This window comes from Alkalimarinus coralli, from assembly GCF_023650515.1.
Lineage (GTDB): Bacteria > Pseudomonadota > Gammaproteobacteria > Pseudomonadales > Oleiphilaceae > Alkalimarinus > Alkalimarinus coralli.
This window is the reverse complement of sequence record NZ_CP096016.1, coordinates 2,504,734-2,525,330: the sequence shown is the minus strand read 5'-3', so window position 1 is coordinate 2,525,330 and position 20,597 is coordinate 2,504,734. Positions and strand designations below refer to the sequence as shown.

The window sequence follows — 20,597 nt, the reverse complement described above, 5'->3', positions numbered from 1 at the left end:
TACATGGATTGTAATGCAAAATTAGGTCAAGTTTATTTGGTAAACGTTAAGAACAGGCAATTCAAAACGATGGTTGTTAATGCCTCATTAAAGTTTTTTTTACTACTCTTTCTCGTTCTTTTGGCGGGCTGTAATGAAAGCGGTTCTGAATCCAACAGTGCGCAAGTACAAGACGAAGTTTCAGAAGAAAAGCCTTTTGTTATTAAGCCAGAAATATACGGAGACCCTTATATTTTTGATGGACCTCGTATTCAGTTTGCGATGTCTGCACCCGGTGAAAAACGAGACACTATTTGGTCGATTAAAACCGATGGAACAGATTTAAGGCAGGCTGTAAATAATCAACGATTAAGAGGAGAGACAGACGCGGTTTTTAATCATCCTCCAGTACGATCTCCAGATAATCGTTACATTGCCATTTCAATGATGACTAGTGAAGGGTTAGAAAAACAGCTCATAGATTTGAAAAGCAATACCAAAATCACCTTTGCCAAAGGGGGCGGTATTCCATTATTTCAATGGACAAGTGATAGCAAGGAAGTTTTTTTTCACATGGACCAAAACCTATGGCGTTACCATGTTGACCGAAAAACGATGACAAAGGAGGTTAAAATTGGCTATCAAGGCACCTATTACCTACGGGACAAAGATCAGTTTTTTGTGGTGCAGAAAGATGGCTTTGAATGGTTTGATCGACAAGGTGAGTCGATAAAAAAGGTAGTGTTGAATACGAAGTGGGGGCTAAAAGAGTGGCACCAGTTATCAGCAGACGGGGAGTTGTTTGTTTACAACCAAAAGCGAGGTATAAAGTCGTACGTTATAAAGACAGCTTACCCATCAGATATTATTTTGGATACGAAATTCAGGGGGGATTTAGGTTCATTTTCAAAGAATGGTAAACAAATATATTTTCGCCATGGAGGGTTTATTGCGACGTTGGATGTTCCAACGGGTGAGCCGAGTAAGCTATACAGCTCTCCTGATGGGTTTGGGTCTATTTCTGAAATAACGTTATTCAATTATTAATATAGGCTATTTATATGGAATGTAATGCAGAATTAGGTCAAGTCTATTTGGTAAACGTTAAGAACAGGCAATTCAAAACGATGGTTGTTAATGCCTCATTTAAGTTTTTTTTACTACTCTTTCTCGTGCTTTTGGCGGGCTGTAATGAAAGCGGTTCTGAATTCAACAGTTCGCAAGCACAAGACGGTTCATCAGAAGAACAACCGTTTGTTATTAAGCCAGAAATATACGGCGACCCTGATATTTTTGATGGGCCTCGTATTCAGTTTGCGATGTCAGCACCCGGTGAGAATCGAGACACTATTTGGTCAATAAAAACCGATGGAACAGATTTAAGGCAGGCGGTTGATTATGAGTTGTTATATGGCGATGGCAGCGGAGGCTTTATTCACCCACCGGTAAGGTCGCCGGATAACCGATATATAGTGTTGTCCGTTGCACGAGGGGTGGAGTTTATTGAAAAACAGCTAATAGACTTGAAAACCAATACCAAAATTACGTTTGCAGAAGGGGGCGGGATTCCGTTATTTCAATGGAATGCAGACAGTAATGAAATATTTTTTCATATGGATAAAAACCTTTGGCGTTATCATGTTGAGCAGAAGACGATGACAAAGGAAGTTAAAATTGGTTATCAGGGGACGTACTATCTACGCGATAAAGATCAGTTTTTTGTGGTGCAGAAAGATGGTTTTGAACTGTTTGATCGAAAGGGCAAATCGATCAGAAAAGTAGTTCTAAATACGAAATGGGGGCTAAAAGAGTGGCACCAGTTATCAGCAGATGGGGAGTTGTTTGTTTACAACCAAAAGCGAGGTATAAAGTCGTACGTTATAAAGACAGCTTACCCATCAGATATTATTTTGGATACGAAACTAAGGGGGGATTTAGGTTCATTTTCAAAGAATGGTAAACAAATATATTTTCGCCATGGAGGGTTTATTGCGACGTTGGATGTTCCAACGGGTGAGCCGAGTAAGCTATACAGCTCTCCTGATGGGTTTGGGTCTATTTCAGGGGTATCGTTAATTAACTATTAAGATAGGCTATTTACATGGAATGTAATGCAGAGTTAGGCCAAGTTTATTTGGCGTCTAGCTATTTGAGCGATAGTGAAACAAAAAACTGGGTAGATGTTATACCTAATGCATCTATCGCAATTAAAGGGGGATTGTGTACTCGCGATAAAAATGATTTTCAACCAATTAGAACTGATCAGTATGGAAGGTTGGCCTGGTCTAAAGCAGACTTGGGTTCTGGTAAATTAATTAGAGCCCTTTCTTTAGAGCAAGAAATAGTAATTCCACCTGCAGATATACTCTCTTATGTGAATACATTGTACGGCGAGTCTTGGGCTGATGCATTGGCAGAACTCTTAAAAAATTATAAAGGGGGGGTGTTAAAAACAAAAAGGGAGCGTATTTCATTTGATCGTATTAGGCCCCCGGTAAAAAAATACTCAGCTATTGAGGCAAGCCGTAAGCAGGAACAGTTATATTCAGACTGGTATCATAAGTTAGAAGGTGCTGATATATCTGGTTTCGTTATTCCAAAATTCAGGGCTGTTTTTTTTATATTCTCATCAGCAAGTTTTTTAAACGCAACGGTTCAATTTTACCCTTGGGGCGGAGATCCTCTTAATCCAAAGCGGGTAACTGTAAGGAAAGTTGAAGGAACAGACAAGTACATCGCTTCATTTATCGGTGCAGATGACTTACTTAAACGTTCGGCCCTCTACCATATAAGAGTTAACCTTAAAGCAGAGGAGTTAAATAATCATTGGCAAGGTAAGCTAGTGAGTGAAGAAGCAGGCTTTGACGATTATTATTATGAGCTATCAAAACCCTTCCACTTCAACATAACCAACCCATTAGGTGAGTTCGAAATAGTCAACTGTGAGCCCGTAACGGTTGAAGAGTTGATGATCACTCAATTCCCTAAACAGTTTTCACACCTGCTTGAAGCCGCAAAAAAACTCAACTCGCAAGAGCCACACTCAGTTTTGGCCGAAAATGAAAATGAAAAGAAACAGCCGACAGACGGGTTAATCCCTTATGCTCAGCAGTTAGATGCAGCGCGTAACTACACCCACCTGGCAACAGGAGCAATGCTATCTCCTGAGGGCCTCAAAACTGGCACTGCAATTGCCCAAGTTATAGACCGCCTTTCAAGTGAGTATCAAAGTGATGAAATTAAAGCGCTGGCCGAGATGTCTTTCGGCGGTGCCAGCACCTGGTATGCCTGGAAAGAGGTTCGAGAGTCGCTCACAGAAGCAGCTTCACGCGCTAATATTGCCGTACCGCTTTCTCAGCTAATCAAAGAAAACTGGTTTTCATTAAGCGCCTATCAAAACTTGTCTGAGACGATTGATGATTTTGAAAACACGCTGGCCTACCGAATTAATGGTAGTGCCAACCTCATTAAGCTAATCGACAAGTTTGCAACGCCATTTGATATTGCCCATTCAGGCTATGGGCTTTTGAGTAACGGAATGAGTTATCAGCAGCTCAATGAGGATGCTGACATGACGGCTGAAAAACTGGATGACTTGTTTCAGCAGTTCCATGAAAAAATCGGGCGTCATGAATTGAATGATGAGGCGCAAGCACCTCAAACAACAGAGATTAAGTTATTATTTGACCTTAACAAGTCAAACATCAAACACAAATATCATTCAGCGCTAACAGCCTTCACAGAACGTTTAAAAGAAGATGAAACATTGAGTGTGGCTTTGCAGGGCTATACCGATAGCATAGGTACTGATGAGTTTAATTATTACCTCTCTAAAGACCGTGCGAGAGCGGTTCGTGATTATTTGATCGAGCAGGGTGTAGAGGGTAAGCGGCTATTTATAGTGGCTAACGGTGAAGCAGACCCGGTGGCCTCGAATCAGACTGACGAGGGGCGCGCAGAGAATCGTCGTGTTGAGGCGATGATACAGCAAGGGGAAGCGTTAGCGTCTTACTCGTATTGTCGCGAGGCGGTTGGCAATATTGAGCGTTTACGCAACCTGTCTAACGACATGCTAATCCAACAAAGTGAACGTATTGATCAAGGCTTAAACAGCTTAATTGATATGGCATTGGGGGTTGCGACCTGTGTGCCTGCTACATCGCTCGCTGCACTCGTATTGATAGCGGGAAAAGAAAGTGCTTCACTCCTATCCAGCGCCTCAGACGTGCTTGATCAGCAATTGGGCTCTCGCTATCTGAAGCAATTTAAAGATAGTAAGGGGCTGGTTAAAAACCTGGAAGCACACTCCCTGGTTAATCAGCAGTTGATTCGTGATATTCCTTTTACGTCCGCCCCGTCAACGAGTCGTGCGGTGCCACAAGCGCTAACGGCATTAAACCAACCGGATACGCCTGCTCACTATTTACACTTGCAGTATCGAATACGCTCTGAAGCACTGACGGGGTTAATGTTAATTATTACCCGTGCACTGGTTTCGGCGAACTATCCTGACTCAGGTGACAAGCGCCTGGATGAGCTAAAGGGAATTGACTGGGACAATGATGCTGACTCAGCTAAGGGGAGGGAGATTCTATTTAAGTTGAAGCTCAAAAAGTACCGTGTTGAAGAGTACGTTCAGAAGATGATCCTTAATGATCAATGGACATTCCCGTTGAAACCGATTGCACCTATGACGATAGACAGCTATTGGGTATATGAAACAAACCCGTATCGACTCAGGGATGGAGAAGACCCCGATGGAGATTCCTTTTTAGAAAAGGCCGGTAGGCTAATGGATGAGGTATTGTCTGGGGTAGGTGAGGTGCTTGATGATGCAAACATTGTAAATATTGCGCGCCATGGATCAGATGAACTTGTAAGAGATATCAGCCATTTTTACTCACAACTAAATGTTGATTTGCCGGGGCACACTCGGGCAGATTTCCACCGATGCTTCCCTGTTCATCATTTAGCCTCGTCAGATATCAGTCAATTCTGCCAAGTGTTCAAAACGGAATACCCTGAGCTAGGTACTCAATACCTATTGCATACCAATATTCATTATAAAAATAGTAATACCGGCCCGCAGAATGAATGGCGTCCTATTGCTGAGCGCTTTGTTGATGACCCTTACTCAAACTATGTGAGTGAAAAGCCGCTAAGTCCATCCCAGCCACTGCGTATATTGGTGGTATTAAAAGAAGAGTATGCTGAAGCTGTTTACCCCATTCGCTTGCAGTTATGCCGACAAGATACTGTGCCGGATGTTAAAGGGCCTGTTTATACGGATATCACCCGGGAGCTGAAGGCTGAGGAATTGCTGGCTGATGAGCAGCAATTTGTCGGTAAACGGGGTTGTATATTCTATCCATTCTACAAGCTTGGGAAGTCAACCCTATTTGGAGCAAAACCCTTGGGAAGCTTCATCGGACTAAATGTTATGAGTGCTGACCGCTACTATCAGTGGGGTAACCTGGACATGGATATTGCCTTCAATGTATGCGTCGGTAAACAAGATGAGCTAGAGTGCCCCGTTCGGTTTTCGGTGTCTGATGGAGATAAAGGTTGTGAGTGGGAAGAGGGCGCGACAGGGCACTCAAAATACTGGACTCAACAATCTGAAGATGTGGATTATCGCGAGTCATTTCGTATTCAAGTAGATAAAAAACGCCCTCACGAGTCGTTAATGATCGACAAAAACTTTTTACTTGATCGAGCCGCAACGACGCAGTATCCGCCACTTTTTAATCAAGGCGACTATCAAAATGTTGCTGTGTTAGTTCGCATCCCCGATGAAAAGGGGCAAGGTCAGTGGATTCTACCGCATGCCAGTTTCTCGGACGAAATCAAACAGGTTGCCATGAATTTGAGCGCTCCTGTCACCCTTGAGGGAAATAGGGCCATTTCGTTTGAGCATTATGACTGGGCGTCACCGGTTGAATTTATGATCGTGGTAATGGCTTCGAACGTTAAAAAAGATCGATACGAAAGTTTGGGCAATGTATGGAAGCACCTCAATCTTGAGTTTGAGTTGGAAGAGTTCAATTTTGTATTCAAGAATAGCCAAGGTCCAAAACTGACTAAAACAATGCACTACCTGGGAGAGATGAATCAGGTTGTGCGTGGATATTATCGGCCTGATAACCCTGCGCCCATTATTTTTAAAGCAGATGACAGCGCGCATTTTAAAAAGAACCCTGCATATAAACAGTTGTTGACATTGTTTGAAGATCGCTCTGCACCTAAATGGAAAGAAAAAATGGAAGCCCTAGCCGGTTGGTTTGGTGTCAGTGAGCAAGAATCCAATAAACGACATCTGTTTGTGTCTCACTATGTGCCTGATTATGAGTCGCCTACGGGCCATGTTGTGAAAGGGATTAGACCCTTTGGAGATGGGCGTGTCGAGGTTATTGATACAAAACCGCCGCAGTTAAAAGCAGACAGCTCGGACCCATTTCGTTTTCAGTTTGGAGACTTTAAAACGCCAGGTAAAACAGGGTTTAGTTGTGAAAAAGCGTCTCTATATGTCACGCCGAATAACAACATACCTTATGAGTTTCGGTTTAGTGTTCCCGGTCAGTATGACGGCGATGCCCCGTGGATGAAAGAACCTGATAACCCTAAAGACTCTATACTGAAACAAGCAGGTATTAAAGGAGAGGAGGCTAAAGAAAAAGCATATCTGGATAAGCTGAAGGCGATTAAAAAATGGATTGAGAAAGATACAAGATCTATTCGCATTGACCGGAATGAGCTTTATCAACCATAAAACGTCACAGATATTGATAGCAAACTAAAAAAAGAGGGTCATGTTGGGAACCTCTTTTTTTTGTGTTTTAAACACTAAAAACAAGCCAACGTTTCATTCACCGCCCTGGCATATAGCGTTCCGAATTCATTTCGATCTTTATCATTCAAACCAACCACCCATGCCTGTGCCGATTTTCCTGAAAACTGGTAGTAGAGTTGTTGCTCAGGGTACGGGGAGCTAACACTGATTTGGTCAGCGAAATCCCATAATCCGGGATGTGCATACTCGCTGTCTTGCACCTGATCCAGGATATTCCGTTGCGTTTTTCGGTCATGGTAGACCAGTGCTGTTTGAGTTGAATTCTCTATCAGCGAAAAGCGGTGTGACCCGCAGGTGTTGGGGAATTGATAGTGGCAGAACTGTAGCGGTTCAGAGCCTGATGAGGTTGTCGTTAGTGGTTGCGCTACACAGTGTATTCGAATAGTTTGAATAATCTTTCGAATGGTTAGGTCGTGCCCATATCGACGCGATAACTGGGTATGGCCGTTCGATGATGCGTTATAACCGTCTGCGTCATATTGAAGTTGCTCGGCCGAACTATAGTTTGCTTGTTTGGGGTTAGATATTTTTCCATTCTGAGGGGCTGTTTGCCCTACTGCACGGTATTCTGAGTCGTCAAATTTTACATTGCTGGAGCAGGCCGTTAGCCCAGAAATTAGCAGTGTAATATATATGGCACCTTTTGCTCGACTGTTGCGTGTGCACAATGAGAACGAGTTAGAGAAGGGGGTTAACGTAAGTAAGAAGTGGCGTAACATGTTGCGAGTCCTTCGCTTATAGACATCTTTCTCTTAATCCATTAAGAGGCTTGGGCGGCTATTCTAACAAATAATTAATCAACACAAAATCATAATATTGTTACGAAGTAGAGCCGTCCACGCCGCTGATTTTAAAGTCCATTGCGAATATCTTTCCAGCTGGTAGTATACGTCGACCCTCAGTGGTTTAAACATGGATGAATTAACTTGGCGTTATGGATGCTCACAAGGAACCCTATGGATTTAATTACCAAATCAGTCTTTATTTTAATGCTGCTTTCCAGCATTGCTCATGCAAATATCCCCGATCACTCTCTACTAAGCAAGTATGAAAATGCCAGCGTGAGAGCCTCAAGCTTTGTTGATTACTCAACGATCTCCATTCCCATTAGTAAAATTCGCCATGAAGACTCTTCTCAAAATAAGATGCTTTCTTTGACGGGTGATATCACTAGACATACTTATTCCATTGAGCAAACGTCTTCGTTAAAAGTGTTCAAGAACTATCATGATGCGTTAAGCCAATCGGGGTTCTCCTTTGAATTCCAGTGTGAGCTAACTGATTGTGGTTCAGTACAACAGCTAAATGAGCTTGCGAGCCTGGTTTCGCTGGAAGCGACACTATATGACTATGATAAAAATCCATATTATATGGTGGCTAAAAAAACCGGTAAAAACGGGGCCATATATATTGCAATAATGGTTGTTTCAAATCTTACTAACACTTGGGTGTTTCAGAATGTGATTGAAGAAAAGGCGTTGGAGTTGGGATTGGTGAAGGTTAATGCTAAGTATCTGACTCAACCGCCTAAGTCGACAGCTGTTAATTCAATAAGTGACACTGAAAGGGAAAAAGATCACAAACTAATAAGCCGTTATCCTAATGCGGTTATACGTAATACCTCAAAAGTGGACTATTCAACATTAAGCCTACCTATTAGTCCACTTTCTGGCACCTCTCCATATCAATATAAAAAGATATTAATAACCGGAGATGTGACTAAACACAGTTATTCAATCGAAAACACGTCCTCTTTTAAAGTATTCAAAAACTACCAAAATGCTATTGTCAACGGCAATCTAATTTTGACCCACTTTGCCTGTAAAACGGCAATTTAAAATTGACCCACCCTTAGCGTTTTCTTTTCGTTTATTTTCTCACTTGCTGGTCAGTAACTGGCACTATGCCTGCCGCTTTCTTGCCTTTTAGTCGATAGCTGTTTCCCGATATCTGAGCGATGTGCGCATGATGCAGTAGCCTATCAAGCAAGGCTGCAGTTAAAGTCTGATCATCAGCGAAGGCCGTTGACCACTGTGAGAACGGTAGATTGCTCGTCACAATGACACTTCCTTGTTCATAGCGTTTGGCAATCACATTAAAGAACAAGTTGGCCTCTTCTCGGCCAAATGGCAAATAGCCGATTTCGTCAATGATGAGAAGTTTAGGTGCCAGTATGCTGCGTTTGAGATATGCCTCTAATCGATCTTGCTTTTTGGCTGTCGCTAACTGCAACATGAGATCGGCAGCAGTAATGAAGCGGATTTTTATGCCGTTCATAACGGCCTTGTATGCCAGGCTAATTGCTAAGTGGCTTTTGCCAACTCCACTTGGTCCTAGTAGAACGATATTCTCGGCACGTTCGATAAAGGCTAAGCTGGTTAATTCCTGTAGCTGCTTACGGGGAGCGCCGGTAGCAAACTTGAAGTCATAGTCTTCAAAGCGCTTAATGCTCGGGAGTCCGGCGAACTTCAGTAAGGTTTCTCGGGTCCGTTGCATTCTAGCGTCCAACTCAACTTGTAACAGTCGCTCAAGGAAGTCTGCCAGTGATGATTCATCCCCAGAAGCTTTATCTGCGATGGCCGACCACTCCAGGGCGACAGCATTCAGTTTAAGGGTTTCACAAGCCTGCTGTATTCTGTCCATCTGTAGGTTCATAAAGCCACTCCCAACAACTGGTCATAGGTGCTGAGTGGATGCTGAAGGCTTTCGACTGGGATGGCCTGCACATTATCATGCGGTTTGATTTCACTCGCAGACTCGGGAAGTGACGGCAGTGGCATTAGACTAAGTCGCTCTGTATCAAGTAATACTTGAGGCTTTTCTCCCGTAGTACCATGAATGCGCTGATGCGCAATGTCAGCCAGCCATGGACCCACTTGCGCATTAGCAATATCGATATCCAGTGTTAGTCCTGCTTGTTTCAATGACGCCGCAAGTGGCGTGATAAAACTGTTTTTCAGGTAGCCGTTAAAACGCTCCACTTTACCTTTGGTTTTGGCTCGATACGGACGACAGGCACGAAGTCTAAATCCATAGTCTCGCGCCATAACCAACAGACTGGCATTCCACCGATGTTGGCCCTCCCCGAAGGCATCCCGTTCGATCATGATGCATTTGGCATTATCGAACAGCATTTCCTGTGGTACACCACCGAAGTAATGCAGTGCACCTTCGATCCCTGCTAACCAGTCTTCTTGTCGCTCGTATTCGCTGAACCGTACATAACTGGCACGACTATAACCGAGTGTTGCCACGAAGGCCTTAAGCTTGGTTCGCCCTCGACATATCGTGGTGAAGTCCACCTGCATCTGTTGACCAGATGCGGTTTCAAAGCGGACAACCGGGTCGTCGACTTTGGGCTTAAATTGTCGAATATAGTTTTTCAGAATACCTTCTTTGCCCTGATAACCCATGGCCTGGATTTCTCTGCACAGAACCGTCGCCGGAATCCAGTTCGGTTTTGCCGCGTCGATACGTTCTTTTAAATACGGCTTGAAGGCATCCAATTTCGAGGGGCTAGGTTCGCGCTGGTTATACGTAGGTGTTCGAGCAACATCGCGTAAATACTTTCGTACCGTATTTCGGGATACATTGAGTTCTTTAGCGATTTTGCGAATGCTCATGCCTTGTCGGTGTAAAACGTGTATTTCCACTAATTTCTCCTGAGTCAACATTTCATCGACACCGCCTTTTCGCTAACAAAAAGCGGTAATTGTGCCTCAGGTGGGTCAATTTTAAATTGTCGTTAGTGGGTCAGTTTTACATTGTCGGTGACATATTCACCAAGCAGGCTTCAACAAGATTTATCAGTGTCAATTATCAGACTGTGGTACGGGTGATCATCTTACTGCAATGGCTGAAGAGATATCCCTTGAATACTCGATTTATGACTACCAGTATGACCCTTATTATTTGGTTTATAAAAAAGCAGCTGAAGACGGGGATGTTTATTTAGCCGTGTTGATTATTTCAAATCGGCAGAATACTTGGGTGTTACAAAGTATTGTAGAGGAAGAAGCTCTTGAGGCAGACCTTGTAGAAGTAAGCCCTGATTTTCTAAGCCAGCAGTTAGAACAACGAGGGAAAGCACTGTTATATGGTGTGTACTTTGATACGGATAAATCAATTGTAAAGCAAGAGTCAAAGCCTTCAATGGATGCGGTGGCAGAGCTGCTAAAAACACGCAAACAGTTGTCACTCTATGTGGTCGGGCATACGGATGATTCAGGGCTGTTAAACCATAACACTGAGTTATCAGAGCAACGCGCTCAAGCGGTTGTTAAGCAATTGGTCGAGAAATACAACATAGAATCTTCAAGGCTTATCGCCGTAGGTGTAGGGCCTTACGCGCCAGAATCGACAAACACTTCCGATAAAGGAAAGAAACTCAACCGTCGAGTGGAGTTGGTTCAACGGTTGTGATTAACCTTCTATGAAAGAGGGCATGCTTCAATATTGGTTTGTTCTCGGTCTTAGTTAAACAAAATGCGTGCCCATGGGATCTGGGTTTTAAATAAATGCGTTATAAGGATTATTAAATGAATACTTTTCGGAAACACCTCAACACTAATCGCTGCTTATCGTTTGTTAGCCTCATGTCATTAAGTTTGTTTGCGTTAACCGGCGTGGCTGATCAAGGGGTCGTGCTTCATAAAGAAATGGAGGCTGCATGTTTGGAAACAACTATGACAAGACAGATGTATAACATGATACCTGATGCAGCTGATATTTACTCAAAGGGAGCGTGCCCATCAGTTAGTTCTAGAGGGAAAAAAATTTTTGGGGGATGCAAGCATTTATCAGGCGAAGGTGTTGATTGGTATTACGATATGCCTGCATTTTATTCTGACCCAAATTTTAAGGCCGAAATTAAAAAAAATTGCGCGGACTGGGTGTCTGTTGGTAGCTAATAGAACACAAAAAAAACAAGGGATTATATAAATGAAACGATACACACTTAAAATATTTCAATTGGTCGCTTTAGCAATAATAAGCCTTTCAGCCAATGCATCGACAGGCAGTGTAGAGGGTGCTGTAGAAAAGGAAATGAGCGAAATAAGACAGTCAGCTGAATTTAAACAAGCTGTGGCTTGTTATGGGTTGTCTGATGCGGCGATTGAAAGTTATTTAGACGGTATGGAGGAAAGCTTGCGTTACTGCCTGGTTAATCATCCAATAAAAAACACAGGTGAAGGTATGGGGGGCGACTTGGCGTATAACCAGTGTTTATACCCGAAATGGAGAAAAGCCGTTGAGTCAGCAGGTATTACTGAAGCTATGGAGAAAAGGTGCGGTAATGACGATGATGAATAATCAACGTATATGTTAAGCCTTGGCAGGCACCATTTTTTTTCATCTTAGAGAAAATGCAAGGCTTGGTTCTATCGGTCAGTGTCCAGAAATCCTGATTCCGCTTCATCAAGGATACAAAAACTCTGTCACAGTAAGCACCTCGTAGCCGTGATGAAAGGAGGTACGACTGAAGTCAAAGGAATGGCTGATCTCATTATTATTAAAAGGATTTAAAATGTACAAAAAATACAGTGCAATATTCATTACCAGTCTGGTTTTAAGCGCTTGTGGCGGAGGAGGTAGCTCAGATACGTCACCAACCGCTGCCAGTGCGTTAGACACAACAGTGCTTGAGGCTAATGCTGAAGAAACTACTACTGAGAGCTATGTATCAGGTTGGGCAACTAACTACGATACCGGTGTTGGCCTCCAGAATATTCAGGTGTCGGCAGGTGAGCATTCGACTATTACAGATAATGATGGCCGCTACTCTTTGTCCGGTACTCCGCCAGCAGGCAGATTGCTGATCAACTTTGAAGGGGCTGGCTATGCAGGGCATGCTGACGTTATCTATCTCGATAAGGAGTCGGTTAATAATATTTTAAATGTGAGCATGTTACCCGTTGATCTGTCTGTCCGGTTTGACTCGAGTTTGCAACAGACTCTCAACGACGACAACTCTCCGGCCAGTGTAATTTTGCCTGCGGGAGGGCTGGTAAAAGCTGATGGAAGTACCCCTGACGGTGAAGTTACACTTAATCTTACGGTAATAGACGCCGCACAAGATATTAATTTAATGCCAGGTGAAATGGTTGACGTGAATGCTGGGGCAGCGACTACGCCTGGATTAATAGAAAGTTTTGGTGCTATTACGGCCACCTTTGAAGACAGTTCCGGTAACGCCTTAAATTTAAAAGAAGGCACTGTTTCTACTATCCGTATTCCGTTATCTGACAAGTCAGGTAATCCGCCATCAACCATTCCTTTGTATTACTACAATAAAACGACTGGATATTGGGTTGCGGAGGGTTCTGCTGTTTTGGTGAAGGACGGCAAAGAAATGTATTATGAAGGCGAGGTAAGCCACTTCTCTACATGGAATGCTGATGATTTGTATGAGCAAATACTAATAACTGGATGTGTAGAAGATGTTAAAGGCAACCGATTGCCAAATATAAATGTTATTGCCAATGGAGTTGACTATTCCGGTTCTGCCAACACGGTTACGGATACACAGGGTAACTTCTCTGTAGCGGCAAAAGCCAATGCATCGGTGACTGTATTTGGGTTTCAATTAGGGGTACAAACTAGCAATCTCTATACAACGACCGGTAAAACGGATGAGCAGTTAGGTCAGTGTTTGGTGAGTTCGGGTGGTGGTATTACCGTTAAGATGAGTTGGGTAACTCCTGCTGACCGTTACTCAGGGCTTTACTCTTCTATTGTGGATCAGTCTGACTCTCTTTATGCCGAATTGAATGCTCCTATATATGAAGATGAGAGTTCATATTGGGATGGACTCGTGACTCCTAATGGTCAAGGAGGTAGTGGAGATTTACTTAGTTTTCCCTTTATGGAAATGTACACTAATGATGGAGTTAGCTCTGGGGAGGTGCTTTTAATTATTGTTCAGTTTCCTCAACCAGGAACGTACCGCTATGTTGTAAGAAATGAATTAAGTGATTACTTTCCTGATGTTCCTGGTGAAATTATTGGAGGATTTTACCCTAGTGTAAGGAAGGTGTCAGATTCTCGTGTAGAGTTGAATATTAATGGAAAGATTACCATGTTTTATCCTCCTAAAGGAGAGGTGGGTAGTAATGTAAACTGGAATACATACCCTTTGGCGACTGCTCCTAATATCGCTTGGGAAGTATTTGAGTTTGTCGTGGCTAATGACGGTAGCTTTAAGGTGGTTCCTCTTAATAATTGGCTTCCGCAAACAGAGTGGAATGGCCAAGCACCTCCAGCGCCATAGCTTTAATGTGAACAATATACGTTTTTAATCAAAAACGCTTTATCTGTGGATATGTAATAGCGTATCCACAGATATCAATTTCAGACGATAAGGGCCTTGGATTCTTTCGCTCTACCGTGCCCGTTTCAAACTGTTTTTTGTGAAATCGCTATCAGATAGGCCGGTTTGAAACTGATAGTTCTCCCAAGTCAAGGTTGTGCTTTTCTTAGTCTGATGATTCACCATCAAACTCTCGGATGGACGCCAGTATTTAGCAAGGTACTGGTTATACTTTGATACCGTCAGGGTTTTGAGTAAAGACTCTTTACGATCATAGTAATCTACCTTTTGCACTCGGTATTCGGCTTGGTCTATCCATGCAATCTGGCGGGTGTAGCCTGAGTTTTCATCTTTAGGGAAACGTTCTACGACAAAGCAGGTTAACTCTCCGCACGGCTCGTCTTTCAGGTATTTGTAGTCGTACTTTTCTATTTCCTGCGAGCTCATATCTTCGAACGCAAATTCACTACCCATAAATGGGCCTGACTTGTTTCGGGATGCAATTCGCTTTACACGCTTTAGTGCTGGCAGGTAGAGCCATTGGTCATCCGGTTCTACCTTGTGGGTGAAGGTGAGCAGGGCTGTTCCTCGCACGTCTTTTGGTTCATCAAAGATAGTAAGGCTTTTGTCTCCATCATCCTGAACTTCTAAAGACTTAACTCTCAGCGTTCGGACACTCTCGTCGCCACGTTTGTTGCGAAGCACCATGGTCATATCCGCAGTAGAGTCTTTCCAGCCCAGGTTTCGGTTGTCTGCTTCTACAGCGATTGCATATCCTTTCTCTTCCGGGGTTTCAGCAAAGGTGGTTACAGGTGCAATAAGAGCAGCACCCATAAGTAATGATGATATGGTTTTGTTCATTTTTAGCTGTTCTCCTTAAACACGCTATTTAGCCAGCGGGGCAGTGGCTGGATCTTCGATTATCGGTGTGGTTGACGCTTGTGAGTTTTGTTGCGCCTTGTTATCAGTCTGTCTCTTTTGGCCAATCTTTTGACCTAAGTGTCCCTTACTATTCAAAAACAATAGTAACGGGGGTAGAAAGAAAAAATCAATGAGTAGCGCGACAACGATGGTCACTGCTGTGAGTAATCCCATTTGTGAGTTAAGGCCAAAATCAGATAGCGCAAGTACCGAGAAGTTGGCAAACAAAATAATGGTCGTTACAAATAAAGCAACGCCTACGGTGCTGAAAGCATACCTGATAGCATCTTCGGTGCTCAACCCCGATTCACGCTTGGCGCGCAGAAACTTACTTAGAAAGTGTACTGAGTAATCCACTACGATGCCGAGAGTCATGCCTGCTACGACCGAAAGCCCCAAGCCGACGCGGCCGACAAACATTCCCCATAAACCGAATGCTACGAACGCGGGTAGAAGGTTAGGCAGCAGACTGATTAACCCGTATCTGAAAGATCGAAGGCTTACTGCAAGCATTGCAGAAATGAGTAGCAGTGCCAAAAAGGTTCCTTCCAGCATGGTGCGGACATTGCGATAACCAATATGAGCAAACATGACGTCACTGCTTGAGCCTTCTCCTATAGTCACGCCTTCTGCGTTTTCGCTAAGCCAGCTGTTGGCCCGTGACTGTAAATCTAGCAGTTGATTGGTTGACAGGTTTTTAACCGTTACCGTGAGTCGCGTAGCCGATTTGTCGACATTGATCTGATTGTTCAAGTCGAGGCCAAAGGGCAATGACATTTCGTACAGCAGCAAATATTGAGCGGCCAGCTCACGGTTGTCTGGCAGTGAATACCACTCAGGGTCATCGCCATGCATATTCTTATTGAGTCGTTTGATGACATCGGTAAAGGTATTAACATGGATTACTTCCGGCTGCTGTCTGAACCATTTTGTTATCTTGTCTAGCTGGGTCAGATAGGCTGGTTCACTGATACCGCCTACTTCGCCCGACTCAATGGCGTATGAGATGTTGTTTAAGCCCGTAAGGTTCGTTCTGGTAAAATCACTGGCCTGCCGTTGGGGCATGCTTTCATGAAAGTACTCTGACCAGACATCATTAAGTTCGTTAGCAGGCAGGAAAGCCCCGCAGCTTAGAATCGCCACAATGCTGGCTGTCAGCACTTTCCGATAGTGCTTAATTAACCCATCTGCTAAACGGCCTGTCCAGCCGACATTCTCTTCATGAGCCTTTTTGACTTTTACAGGGAGCATCATCATTAACGCTGGAAGAAGCGTAATAGAAAACAGCCAAGCGCCAAATACCCCGATTGCGACAATGTTTCCGAGGTCTCTAAATGGCGGTGCATCACTGAAATTCAACGAAAGAAAGCCCACCAGCGTCGTGATACTGGTCAGAAACACCGGTTGATGGTTAATCCGCAAACTTTCTCGAATCGCTGTTTTTTTGTCTTCGCCCAGGCGCATATGATGGAAAAATGTCACCAATATATGAATGCTGTCTGCGATAGCCAATGTCAGTATCATGGTTGGCGCATTTGCTGCCGGTGGTGACATATGTATGCCTGACCCTATGGCGATACCCTGGGCAAAAAGGATTGAGGTAATGATCACGGCTAATGTCGCTATGGTGCCACTTACCATTGTAATGAGGCTTCCACTGGCAGCGAACATATACGCTGAGATACAAAGCATTGCGATTAGAAATGCCAGGGGAACAATATGCGACAGGTCAAACAAACTTGCTTCTTTAAACGCATAGTTGTTGATTACGCGGCCTGTAAGATAGATATCGACATCGTCATATTTTTCCAGAAATTGTTGCCTTAAATTGCGAGCAGCATCAATGACAACGGGAAGCTCTTTCGTGTTGTTAATGCCAGGAATTTCTACCGTCACATTAACTGCAGTCACGCGGCTGTCTTCTGCGATGAGCCTTTTGACCAGAGAGGGCTCGTTAAGCGCAACCTGTTGTGCAGCGTTCAGCTCCTCCGATGTTTTTGCCGGTGCATTGCTTACCAAATCTTCGACGATCAGGTCGTCATCTTCTGCCTCGGTATGCTGATAGTTGGTGATAGAGTCTACGCGTTGAGAGTAGGGCAACTTCCAGGCTTGTTCTGTCAGATCTTCTACTAATGATAATGTCTTCGCTGAAAATGCATTGCCATCTTTGGGGGCAACCACAAACATCACACTATCGTTTTTGGTGTAGTTACCCTGTAGCGCTTCAAATGCCTGTAGCTGTGGATTATCTTCGCTGAAAAATATCCGGTAGTCTGAGTCGAACTTAATGTTGGGGAGGTTCGTAGCCGTAAGACCTACAACAGCTAGTACGATGAGTGTGGTAATGAAAAAGTGGTTGATGACCCAATTATTGAATTTATCTATCATCTGGCTATCCAAATCACGATTGCGTGTATACAGTGTAAAAGGGTAATTGACCGAAGGTCAGAAGATTAGACTAAACTGAGAATAGGGCTGTTTGCAAACGAATTATATGTTGGTATAGGTGAGCTGAATTCACCTGAAAGGCTGTGAGGCGAGAGCAAGCACTAGAATCTCTAGCGCATACTTTGGGGCGTCACTCTTAGCACTTCTTCGATTGTCGTGAGGCCTGCCCCCACTTTATTGGCGCCGCTGAGCCTTAGACTATGCATGCCCTCTTTAATCGCTTGCTTTCTCAGCGACTCCAGATCGCAGTTGTCGCTGATAATAGGCTTTATGGTGTTGCTGATCGGCATAATTTCATAAACCCCGGCTCGACCTTTGTATCCGGTATCTCTGCATTCGAGGCAACCAACAGGGCGACAGGTATTTTGAGGCACCGGGGCGCGCCAAGGGGCGGTTATGCTCTTCCAGGCCTCTTCATCAATAGGGTGCTGTTCTTTGCACTTGGGGCATAAGGTTCGAACCAGCCGTTGTGCCATTACGCCGAGCACCGTTGCTTTAATGATATAAGAGGGAACACCTAATTCTATGAGTCGGGTGATTGTGCTTGGGGCATCGTTGGTATGCAGTGTGGAAAGCACCAAATGACCCGTGAGCGCGGCTTGTGTGGCCATTTCTGCCGTTTCAAGGTCTCGGATTTCACCAATCATGATGATGTCCGGGTCTTGTCTCATCAGAGCTTTAATGCCACTCGAAAACGAGAGGTCGATATTGGGTTGAACCTGCATCTGGTTAAACAACGGCTCTACCATCTCAATGGGGTCTTCTATGGTGCAGACATTCACTTCTGTGGTTGCCAGTTGTCTCAGTGTTGAGTAAAGGGTGGTTGTTTTTCCTGAACCTGTCGGTCCCGTTACCAGAATAATACCGTTCGGCTGTGTCGCCATATGTTCCCAGCGGCGGCTATCTTCAGCTGAGAACCCCAAGTCAGGGAACGAACGAAGCAGTACATCAGGGTCGAATATCCGCATAACCATTTTCTCGCCAAAGGCCGTTGGCAAGGTTGAAAGGCGAAGCTCGATCTCTTTATCGTTTTCGCCTTTGGTTTTGATACGCCCATCCTGTGGTTTACGCTTTTCCGCAACGTTAAGTCGCCCTAGAATTTTCAGCCGGCTAATGACGGCTACACCCACCTGAGCGGGGAGTTCGTATACATTATGCAATACGCCATCAATACGAAATCGAACCTGGGAAATCTCGCGACGAGGCTCAATGTGAATGTCACTGGCCCGTTGTTCAAATGCATACTGAAGAAGCCAGTCGACAATATTGACGATGTGCTGGTCGTTGGCATCGGGGTTTGCATCGCTGCCAAGCTGAAGCATTTGTTCAAAGTTTTGAATACTGCTTTGAGATTGACCTGTGGCTTTATTGACGGAGTTGGCGAGCTGGTAGAATTCAATGGTAAAACGTTTTAAGTCAGATGGGTTGGCGACCACATGTTTGATGCTTTTGCGCAGTACATGCTGCAGGTTCTCTACCCAGTCATCAACAAATGGCTGTGCGCTTGCCACGACTACTTGAGTGGGGGAAATGCTCACCGCTAGAATGCCATGTCGTTGTGCAAAGGCAAATGACATGGCATTGGCAATACCGCTTGCATCGACCTTAAGCGGGTCAATATGGAATAGAGGTTGTTCGGCCCAGTCGGCGAGCCATTGGCTCAGCGCATCCAGTGTAAGGATTTCATCAGTCAAACGATTTTTAAGGTTAGCTTCTGCGACTATTTCCAGTGGATGGAGAGACAGTTGTTGTCTTGACTTCGATTGATTGACGAGTTGATCTGAGTCTTCCTGGTTAATGATTCCATCAGCCACTAGCTGATTAACAACGTCGGATAGAGCCAATGTTTTTTTTATTTTTTGCGAAACAACATTATTCATTTTAATGATACAGTCCGTCTAAGTTAACCAGAAAAATAGCCGCTAGTACTACTGGTGGTGCTTGATTGCATATTAAGTATAACGGTTGTTTAGCTTTATGCCTGAGGCCCGCAGGGATTATCGTTATCTGATGTGCACAGAGATTACAGTTGAACTCCGGTGCGCTTTTGCCAGTAGACATTCATCATCGACGCAAGAAATAAAACCACAGTCGTCGCTGTTGTGATGGCTTCCAATATAGCGCCTTCTGTCAGGAACGCATCTACAACAGATCGCGTAAAATAGAATAGTACGACGAAGCATAACCAAATATGGGCTCTAAGATTGCCTTTTAGTAGCCCAGGTAAAAAAATGATCAGTGGAACCACTTTAATCGCCAGCATAAAACCTCTGGATGCTTCTGGCGGGAGTGTAGAAAAAATAGTCGATATGACCATTAGAACCAGCAGCAACAGATAAGATAGTAGTGCGATGGCTTGGGAATATTTAACTTTTTGGTTCAGTGTCATGTTGCTTTATCTCTATTGGTTTTTCGTCGTTAGCGGCTAAGTCTGGATGCTAATTCGGCAACCCGTCTGCCTTGCGTCAGGCATAAGGTTTGCTCTGTGTTTGATAACGTGCTTCTTTTTTTGTCGCTTGCCCAATGGCTGGCACCATAGGGTGTTCCGCCATCGGTGGTGGTATTAAGCTCCGGTGCTGAATAGGGTATACCTGAAATAACCATGCCATGGTGGAGTAACGGTAACATCATCGTCAGCAGTGTAGACTCTTGCCCCCCATGAAGGCTGCCGGTCGAAGTAAATACTCCGGCGGGTTTATCTTTTAACGCGCCACTCAGCCATATATCTGATGTGCCATCAAGAAAGTATTTTAATGGTGCAGCCATATTGCCGAACCGGGTCGGGCTACCTAACACCAGACCAGCGCAATTTTTCAGCTCGTCGTTAGTGCAGTAAAGAGCGCCCTCTGAGGGAATTTCTTCATCAACCGCCTCACAGGTTGCCGATATGGCGGGAACGGTTCGAATCATTGACCGAATACCTTTTACTTGCTCGACGCCCCGTGCAATATGCATCGCCATCTCTTTTGTTGCGCCATGTCGGCTATAGTAAAGCACCAGTACATAACGGTTTTCGGTACTCATAACAAGGTCTCTGTTTGAAAAGCCATTAGATGGAGTGTTTAGATCTAATGGCTTTAGGTTTCAGCC

The 20,597-nt window shown here is 44.2% G+C and carries 16 protein-coding genes; 8 read left to right on the top strand and 8 right to left on the bottom strand.

All coding sequences use genetic code 11. The annotated features are described in order from the left end of the window. Positions 1–3 precede the first annotated feature (3 nt). From MY523_RS11205 to MY523_RS11195, 3 genes are read left to right on the top strand one after another with little or no spacing between them, the layout of a single operon-like run. Entirely contained in the window at positions 4–1,026 is a 1,023-nt protein-coding gene (locus tag MY523_RS11205) for a TolB-like translocation protein (protein WP_250654792.1), read from the top strand. A 14-nt stretch (positions 1,027–1,040) separates the two neighbouring features. Further along, the gene (locus tag MY523_RS11200; RefSeq protein ID WP_250654791.1) at positions 1,041–2,066 is read left to right on the top strand and encodes a hypothetical protein; all 1,026 of its coding nucleotides are present in this window, start codon (positions 1,041–1,043) and stop codon (positions 2,064–2,066) included. 14 nt (positions 2,067–2,080) lie between these two features. Then, positions 2,081–6,748: an OmpA family protein gene (locus MY523_RS11195; protein WP_250654790.1), complete on the top strand. Its 4,668-nt coding sequence runs from the start codon at positions 2,081–2,083 to the stop codon at positions 6,746–6,748. A gap of 74 nt (positions 6,749–6,822) precedes the next feature. Here the strand turns inward: MY523_RS11195 and MY523_RS11190 are convergent, their stop codons facing one another. Next, the gene (locus tag MY523_RS11190) at positions 6,823–7,548 is read right to left on the bottom strand and encodes a hypothetical protein (RefSeq protein WP_250654789.1); all 726 of its coding nucleotides are present in this window, start codon (positions 7,546–7,548) and stop codon (positions 6,823–6,825) included. A 237-nt stretch (positions 7,549–7,785) separates the two neighbouring features. On the opposite strand from MY523_RS11190, the gene MY523_RS11185 reads away from it, so the two are divergent. Beyond that, positions 7,786–8,667, top strand: a complete 882-nt coding sequence (locus MY523_RS11185) for a hypothetical protein (protein WP_250654788.1) — start codon at positions 7,786–7,788, stop codon at positions 8,665–8,667. Between the two features lie 31 nt (positions 8,668–8,698). Here MY523_RS11185 and istB read toward each other — a convergent pair whose 3' ends face one another. Next, on the bottom strand, positions 8,699–9,484 hold the full coding sequence (gene istB, locus MY523_RS11180; RefSeq protein WP_250654787.1) for an IS21-like element helper ATPase IstB: 786 nt from the start codon (positions 9,482–9,484) through the stop codon (positions 8,699–8,701). Further along, complete coding sequence (istA, locus tag MY523_RS11175; protein ID WP_250654786.1) at positions 9,481–10,503, bottom strand: IS21 family transposase; 1,023 nt, start codon at positions 10,501–10,503, stop codon at positions 9,481–9,483. Before istA ends, istB begins: the two co-directional genes overlap by 4 nt. Before the next feature lie 178 nt (positions 10,504–10,681). On the opposite strand from istA, the gene MY523_RS11170 reads away from it, so the two are divergent. The 4 genes from MY523_RS11170 (at position 10,682) to MY523_RS11155 (ending at position 14,099) form a co-directional block, all read left to right on the top strand. Further along, entirely contained in the window at positions 10,682–11,251 is a 570-nt protein-coding gene (locus MY523_RS11170) for an OmpA family protein (RefSeq protein ID WP_250654785.1), read from the top strand. A gap of 116 nt (positions 11,252–11,367) precedes the next feature. Then, positions 11,368–11,739, top strand: a complete 372-nt coding sequence (locus tag MY523_RS11165) for a hypothetical protein (protein ID WP_250654784.1) — start codon at positions 11,368–11,370, stop codon at positions 11,737–11,739. Positions 11,740–11,770: 31 nt separating this feature from the next. After that, entirely contained in the window at positions 11,771–12,142 is a 372-nt protein-coding gene (locus MY523_RS11160) for a hypothetical protein (protein ID WP_250654783.1), read from the top strand. A 214-nt stretch (positions 12,143–12,356) separates the two neighbouring features. Then, complete coding sequence (locus MY523_RS11155; RefSeq protein WP_250654782.1) at positions 12,357–14,099, top strand: carboxypeptidase-like regulatory domain-containing protein; 1,743 nt, start codon at positions 12,357–12,359, stop codon at positions 14,097–14,099. A 111-nt stretch (positions 14,100–14,210) separates the two neighbouring features. Here the strand turns inward: MY523_RS11155 and MY523_RS11150 are convergent, their stop codons facing one another. The 5 genes from MY523_RS11150 to wrbA form a co-directional block, all read right to left on the bottom strand. Further along, entirely contained in the window at positions 14,211–14,999 is a 789-nt protein-coding gene (locus MY523_RS11150; RefSeq protein ID WP_250654781.1) for an outer membrane lipoprotein-sorting protein, read from the bottom strand. A 24-nt stretch (positions 15,000–15,023) separates the two neighbouring features. Next, positions 15,024–17,447, bottom strand: a complete 2,424-nt coding sequence (locus MY523_RS11145) for an efflux RND transporter permease subunit (RefSeq protein WP_250654780.1) — start codon at positions 17,445–17,447, stop codon at positions 15,024–15,026. 170 nt (positions 17,448–17,617) lie between these two features. After that, complete coding sequence (tfpB, locus tag MY523_RS11140; protein WP_250654779.1) at positions 17,618–19,387, bottom strand: type IV pilus assembly ATPase TfpB; 1,770 nt, start codon at positions 19,385–19,387, stop codon at positions 17,618–17,620. A gap of 143 nt (positions 19,388–19,530) precedes the next feature. Next, positions 19,531–19,896 (bottom strand): DUF2069 domain-containing protein, encoded by a 366-nt coding sequence (locus tag MY523_RS11135; protein WP_250654778.1) that lies wholly within the window; start codon positions 19,894–19,896, stop codon positions 19,531–19,533. 29 nt (positions 19,897–19,925) lie between these two features. Then, positions 19,926–20,531 carry an NAD(P)H:quinone oxidoreductase gene (wrbA, locus tag MY523_RS11130; protein ID WP_250654777.1) on the bottom strand — a complete coding sequence of 202 codons (606 nt, stop codon included), beginning with the start codon at positions 20,529–20,531 and terminating at the stop codon, positions 19,926–19,928. Positions 20,532–20,597 lie beyond the last annotated feature (66 nt).

Excerpts from the sequence above, each read along its gene's own strand:
- MY523_RS11205 (WP_250654792.1), top strand. The coding sequence starts at position 4 with ATGGATTGTAATGCAAAATTAGGTCAAGTTTATTTGGTAAACGTTAAG.
- MY523_RS11200 (WP_250654791.1), top strand. The coding sequence starts at position 1,041 with ATGGAATGTAATGCAGAATTAGGTCAAGTCTATTTGGTAAACGTTAAG.
- MY523_RS11195 (WP_250654790.1), top strand. The coding sequence starts at position 2,081 with ATGGAATGTAATGCAGAGTTAGGCCAAGTTTATTTGGCGTCTAGCTAT.
- MY523_RS11190 (WP_250654789.1), bottom strand. The coding sequence starts at position 7,548 with ATGTTACGCCACTTCTTACTTACGTTAACCCCCTTCTCTAACTCGTTC.
- MY523_RS11185 (WP_250654788.1), top strand. The coding sequence starts at position 7,786 with ATGGATTTAATTACCAAATCAGTCTTTATTTTAATGCTGCTTTCCAGC.
- istB (WP_250654787.1), bottom strand. The coding sequence starts at position 9,484 with ATGAACCTACAGATGGACAGAATACAGCAGGCTTGTGAAACCCTTAAA.
- istA (WP_250654786.1), bottom strand. The coding sequence starts at position 10,503 with ATGTTGACTCAGGAGAAATTAGTGGAAATACACGTTTTACACCGACAA.
- MY523_RS11170 (WP_250654785.1), top strand. The coding sequence starts at position 10,682 with ATGGCTGAAGAGATATCCCTTGAATACTCGATTTATGACTACCAGTAT.
- MY523_RS11165 (WP_250654784.1), top strand. The coding sequence starts at position 11,368 with ATGAATACTTTTCGGAAACACCTCAACACTAATCGCTGCTTATCGTTT.
- MY523_RS11160 (WP_250654783.1), top strand. The coding sequence starts at position 11,771 with ATGAAACGATACACACTTAAAATATTTCAATTGGTCGCTTTAGCAATA.
- MY523_RS11155 (WP_250654782.1), top strand. The coding sequence starts at position 12,357 with ATGTACAAAAAATACAGTGCAATATTCATTACCAGTCTGGTTTTAAGC.
- MY523_RS11150 (WP_250654781.1), bottom strand. The coding sequence starts at position 14,999 with ATGAACAAAACCATATCATCATTACTTATGGGTGCTGCTCTTATTGCA.
- MY523_RS11145 (WP_250654780.1), bottom strand. The coding sequence starts at position 17,447 with ATGATAGATAAATTCAATAATTGGGTCATCAACCACTTTTTCATTACC.
- tfpB (WP_250654779.1), bottom strand. The coding sequence starts at position 19,387 with ATGAATAATGTTGTTTCGCAAAAAATAAAAAAAACATTGGCTCTATCC.
- MY523_RS11135 (WP_250654778.1), bottom strand. The coding sequence starts at position 19,896 with ATGACACTGAACCAAAAAGTTAAATATTCCCAAGCCATCGCACTACTA.
- wrbA (WP_250654777.1), bottom strand. The coding sequence starts at position 20,531 with ATGAGTACCGAAAACCGTTATGTACTGGTGCTTTACTATAGCCGACAT.